We start from the raw sequence: 1,015 nt of genomic DNA, 5'->3' as shown, positions 1-1,015 counted from the left end.
TGCGGACGCCAGATCAGCATCGATGATCCACTCGCGCTTCGCGTTCGACACCGCTAGCACTCTGTGGACCATCTCGATCGCGTCGTGACACCCGCGACCCGGCCGGAAACCGTACTGCTTCTGGTCGAGTCGGGCCTCCCATTCGGGTTCCAACGCGTTACGCACCCGCTGCTGCTGGGCGCGGTCCGCGATAACCGGGATGGTGGCTTCATATTGCCCTCCTGCGCAGTAGCGCTTTTTTATCCCCATGCCGGGTGTCTGGGTTGAGTGGAATGCCGGGCTCGGCTTGGCGGGCGTTCTGTCGCTTGTGCCCGCCGGGCGGGGTTGGCGTGGGCTGGGATCAGGCATGCTGGGCGGCGCCTGGGACCGTCGGACGGGCGTCGAGGTGGCTGCCGGTGTTGATGCGGTGCTGGAAATCGGCTTTGATCTGCGGGTTCCAGAGGATGCAGATCCGGTTGCCGTCGCCGTGGCGGGCTGGGAGATATCCCCGGTTGATGAAGTAGTAGACGGTGCCGGGGTTGCAGCGCAGGTCGGCGGCGACCTCGTTCACGCTGCGTTCGCCGTCCTCGTGGGCGCGCGGTCCTGGGATCTTGTAGGCGTGGCGGACCCAGCGGATCGCCGTGAGGTCGAATGGCTTGCTTTCGCCGGTGGTCATGCCGCGGGCGGCGAGCAGGGCGACGAGGTCGTCGTTGCTCGTGGTCGGGCCGACCTCGCGGATAAGTGCGAGGGCGTCGGCCGGGGTTCGCCGGGCGGTGCCGCGGTTGGGCGCGCGAGTCAGGGCGATCTCGTCGGTGGCGCCGGTGTGCCAGCGGATCCCGATCCGGGCTTTGGCCCGGTCGGTCTCGGGTAACAGGGTCACGTCCGAGATCAGCGTGCGCAGCAGCCGTTTGCGGTCGCGGTCGCTGGTCGTCTCGGCGTGCCAGAGGCCGGACAGGTCCGCGGCCAGCGCGCGTAGCGTGTCCTGGTCGGGAGGCGGGGGCAGGGTGTCACGGGCGGCGGTCAGCGCCGCCTCGGT

Annotated in this window: 1 pseudogene; it reads right to left on the bottom strand. The window is 69.0% G+C overall.

The features are described from left to right. Nucleotides 1–340: 340 nt before the first annotated feature. Nucleotides 341–1,015 (bottom strand): annotated as a pseudogene (locus MJ797_RS26530) (recombinase); the annotation flags it as partial.

This window comes from Protofrankia sp. CiP3, assembly GCF_917627345.1.
GTDB lineage: Bacteria > Actinomycetota > Actinomycetes > Frankiales > Frankiaceae > Protofrankia.
The sequence above is the reverse complement of the archived record's forward strand: the minus strand, read 5'-3'. Positions and strand labels throughout refer to the sequence as shown.